Genomic DNA, 3267 nt, shown 5'->3' with positions numbered 1-3267 from the left:
ACCAGCGCCGGGCAAGACCCACGTTCCCTTTGTCGGGGGGGGGGGGTGGGGGGGGGGGGGGCCCCCCCCCCCCCCCCCCCCCCGGCAGTCCGTCAGAACAGGTCCCAGTCCACCCGGCGGCGCTGCGGGCGGGGCGGCTCCCAGCCCTGGCGCAGGGCCAGGCGCAGCGCCTGCCGGTCCTGCTTGTGGGCGGCCCGCTGGGCCGGCTTGCGGCGACGGCCGGACAGAGCGCCGTACTCCAGGTACGGGCGGTCCTCACGGACCAGGCGGAACGGACGGGTGTTCAGCGTGCGGGCCATGGCCGCAACCTCCGGTTGATCGTCGGTTCGAAGGGGGGATGTCGGGCGGGGTGCCAACCCCGTCAAACAAGAGAACTCTATCAGATTCTGCGCACGGTGGGAAGTGTGTCGGAATGGGCTGGGCGGCGGCACCGCCGCCCAGCGGGACGGTCAGTCCTCGTCAGCCTGCATGATCGTGATCACCGGTTCCCCGGCGTCTCCCGGGCCGCAGAACACTGCCAGCCGCGCGGGCGTCGCCCGTCCGACTGGACCGGCGGCCGCGATCCGCCGCACCTCGAACGGCACTCGCCGGACGCCCGGGTTCGCCCGGCGCGCGGCCTGGAACGCGAGGAACAGCACGTCCCATAGCCGGCCGCGCTCCGACTGCCCGTAGCCCCCGTGGCGAGCCTCGTCCGTCTCGCCCCAGCTGACGCAGTCGCCCCACGCGGCGGCGGTCAGCGCCACCGGCCACCGCCAGCCAGACTCCTCGGCCACTTCGCGGGGTACGGCGACAAGGTGGCCGGCCTCCAGGAGGTCAGCGCGAGTCACCACGTGGATGGGGGCGCCGAACAGCTCAATCAGGTTCGTCATTTCGACCTCTCGTCGTGTCAGTTCGAAGGGTGTTGGTCGGGGCGCCACCCCCTACCAACAAGACAACTCTATCACATCTCGCGCATGATATCGTGCATCATGTCGCCGGAAGCGGAGCGAATTTCACTCGCCCGGACGGATAAGGAACCCCCGCCCCCAAAGCATCCTGAAGACGGTGTGCAGCATCTCGGAAACTGCGCAGCGCTTCCAACTCCCCCAGCGAGTCATGGGGCGCCCCCAAATAGTCGTCAATGGCCTCCTCCATCTCCGCCACCAAAAGAGACGGGTCAAGGACGTACCCCAGAGTTCCAGACTCGTCGACAACCCAGACTTCTCCGCCGTCCAACATGAGATCACCTGACGTGATCTCATGTCCGCACTCGAAACACACGAAGAATCCCCCCGGATGCGCGCCGTACGAGCCGGGCTCCGCCTCGCACTCGCAACAACAGATCCGAACCATCGTCAACCCTCCTTGGTAGGGGCTGTGGCCCGACCAGCAATGCCGGGCCACAGCCTGAGCCAGGATCACCCCTGGCCACAAGAGAACTATATCATGCCTTGCGCACGAAGCAAGGGTTTAGCGAACCCCGGCCCACCCCTGGGACCACGCCCGGTGAACCCACCCGTGAGCACTCTGCATCTGCCCACACTCCGCGAACCGCACCGCAGAAACCAGCGAAGAGAACGCCTCCCGCGCCTTCGCCACCTGCTGCGCCTTGCGCTTCCCCGCGCACTCAATCTTGAACCCGTTGAGCTCCTGCCGGATCACACCCCAGAATTCGAGCATCTCCGCGTAATTCTCGGTCTGAGCCGCCACCATGACCAACCACTCCGAAGCCCCGGGAATCACCGCTTCGACCTTTGCACCAACACCCCGAACGGCACTGATGAACATGAAGTCGAATTCAGCCTGAGAGTTCATTTCCTGCTCCTTGGTGGAATTGCGCTGTGGTTCGAAGGGGGGCCGGGCGGCGATGCCATTCACCGCCCGGCCTGGCGGTCAGTTGGAAGCGAGCTCAAACAACGAAAGCTCTTCGAAGTCCTGCGGCGGGGCCAGCTTTACAACGGCGGCTTCTACCGTCTTCTTAGAGACCGTTGCGGGAAGGTGCGCCGCAACGAGACTCGGGTTCTTGCAGCGACGCCACGCGGTGTACAGAACGCGCTCCCGCCGGCTGCGCATGGTCGCCAAGGCTTCGCGCAGTGCCTGGTACTCGGCCTCGATGGTGAGGGCCTCAACCTGCAGCTCGGGCGGAAGAACCTGCTCCATCTTGTCTCCCATGTGTCGGGGATGGTTCGAAGGGGGGTGGTGGGCGGGGTGCCATCCCCTTCCAACAAGAGAATAGTATCACGTCGCATGCACGCATGGCTAGTCTGGATCCCTCCTGACCTCGGCGTGTTTCGACCCACCTGCACCTAGGAGGCGCTCTAGGGAGTGGTCTTGCGAGTGGCCTTGGCCTGCGCCTTGGGGGTGGCCTTGTAGGTGCCTGAGCTTCCGCCGATCACCCAAGTTTCCGCAGGTCAGAGCACACGCAGGTGCTCCCGTAAATCCTGACAACCCCCTCTGTCTGTCCCTCTCCTGTGGTGCTGGTGGTGTGGTTGTTGGGTGCGGTAGGGCGGACGGGACGGACGGCGGCGGTTCTGCGCCTGCGGCGGGCCTGGGAGGGTGGGCGCCCGGCGGGCCGGTCGCCCGGCGGCTGCGCCGCCCGGACGCGCGCTAGAAACGCCCCCAGGACGCCCCTGGCTGGCCTCTGAGGAGTGTTTCCCGTGGGCAGTCACGGCACGGCCGACCGGCGCCCCTGGTCAGCCGGAGCGAGGCGCGGGGCCGGTCCGGCCGTCGTACAGTTCTGCCGTCGCGCTCCTAAGTCGCGCGGGGCTTTCTCTTACGGCGGTGGCGCCCTTTTCCCGCCTGGACACGGGATAGCAGATGGCACCTGGCGTCAGACCGGATCGATTCCCCGGGGATTTCTGATACAGCCGACGACTCACCCCGGAATTCCGTTGGCCTGGCATGCCTATGGAGGGTCAATGTGATTGCCATGCAGAAAGCCAGAGCAGAAATCGCGCACCATTTGCAGCAGAATCCGAAACGCTCAAATCTAGGGGTCGGGAGGTACGTTCCTCCGGGATCGCTTCCCGAGTGAAGACTGATACACTGACGTCCTGTCATGGAGTCGAGGCTACCTGGACCGACCCTAGTAGGGGTGACCGTCGGTCATCTTGGCGTGGCGAACGGGGCCGGTGCGCGCCCCCACAGAGCCACCCCCCACTCCTAGTCAGCCTGCTTGAAGCCCAGCCATTTTCCCTGCTAGATGGCACGATGCAGGCTCAGCCACGGAGGGAGTGAAGCGAAGCGGAGCGACCGTCAGCCCGCGCGGAGCGCGGGCCGGGGTGGGCG

The 3267-nt window shown here is 66.3% G+C and carries 4 protein-coding genes; all 4 read right to left on the bottom strand.

What is annotated here, in order from left to right; all coding sequences use genetic code 11:
* Positions 1-92: 92 nt before the first annotated feature.
* The 4 genes from ACZ38L_RS34525 to ACZ38L_RS34510 all read right to left on the bottom strand — a co-directional run bounded on the left by ACZ38L_RS34525 (position 93) and on the right by ACZ38L_RS34510 (position 2151).
* On the bottom strand, positions 93-299 hold the full coding sequence (locus ACZ38L_RS34525; RefSeq protein ID WP_465701061.1) for a hypothetical protein: 207 nt from the start codon (positions 297-299) through the stop codon (positions 93-95).
* Positions 300-449: 150 nt separating this feature from the next.
* On the bottom strand, positions 450-869 hold the full coding sequence (locus ACZ38L_RS34520) for a DUF6573 family protein (RefSeq protein WP_465701059.1): 420 nt from the start codon (positions 867-869) through the stop codon (positions 450-452).
* A 580-nt stretch (positions 870-1449) separates the two neighbouring features.
* A complete protein-coding gene (locus ACZ38L_RS34515) occupies positions 1450-1794 on the bottom strand; it encodes a hypothetical protein (protein WP_465701058.1) in 345 nt (114 codons plus the stop codon).
* 78 nt (positions 1795-1872) lie between these two features.
* Positions 1873-2151 carry a hypothetical protein gene (locus ACZ38L_RS34510; protein WP_465701055.1) on the bottom strand — a complete coding sequence of 93 codons (279 nt, stop codon included), beginning with the start codon at positions 2149-2151 and terminating at the stop codon, positions 1873-1875.
* Positions 2152-3267 lie beyond the last annotated feature (1116 nt).

It is taken from the genome of Kitasatospora sp. NPDC024654 (genome assembly GCF_055559155.1).
The sequence above is the reverse complement of the archived record's forward strand: the minus strand, read 5'-3'. Positions and strand labels throughout refer to the sequence as shown.